Source organism: Citrobacter sp. TBCS-14, assembly GCF_005280805.1.
Classification (GTDB): Bacteria; Pseudomonadota; Gammaproteobacteria; order Enterobacterales; family Enterobacteriaceae; genus Citrobacter; species Citrobacter gillenii.
In genome coordinates this window covers 1-526 of the sequence record NZ_SZWM01000951.1, presented here as the reverse complement: position 1 = coordinate 526, position 526 = coordinate 1, and the positions used below count along the sequence as shown (strand labels likewise).

Below are 526 nucleotides of genomic sequence, written 5' to 3'. Positions count from 1 at the left end.
ATACGCACCGGTATCATGCAATACCAGGTAATCTCCCGGCACTACCGCAGGTAATAGACGGGTTTCGACTTTACCGCCTTCCTGTTGGGTAAAAACATCGCCCGATTCGCACAGCGGCCCGGCAACCACCGTCTCAATCTGCGCCGCATTATCCAGCGAGCGGCCATCCCCGGCCAATGCGGAGATATGGTGATAGCTGCCGTACATTGCTGGCCGCATCAGATCGTTGAAGCCCGCGTCGATCAGCACGAAGTGGCGACTGCCCATCTCTTTCACACTGCGCACCTGCGCCACNCGCTGCGTACTTGCGCCACCAGCACACCCGCTTCGGCCACCAGAAAACGTCCTGGCTCGATCTCAAGCTTCACCGGATGCCCCAGATGTTTGGCGATTTGCTCTCGTGCGGCGTTCCACAGTCCGAAGTAGTGATCGGTGTTGATCGCCTCTTCTCCTTCGCGATATGGGATCGACAAACCTCCGCCCGCAGATATAGCCTCCAGATCCTGACCTAATTCAACAACCTGAC

General features: G+C 57.5%; 1 pseudogene. It reads right to left on the bottom strand.

Annotated elements, in window-relative coordinates:
• Positions 1–526 (bottom strand): annotated as a pseudogene (locus FDX22_RS22215) (diaminopimelate decarboxylase); the annotation flags it as partial.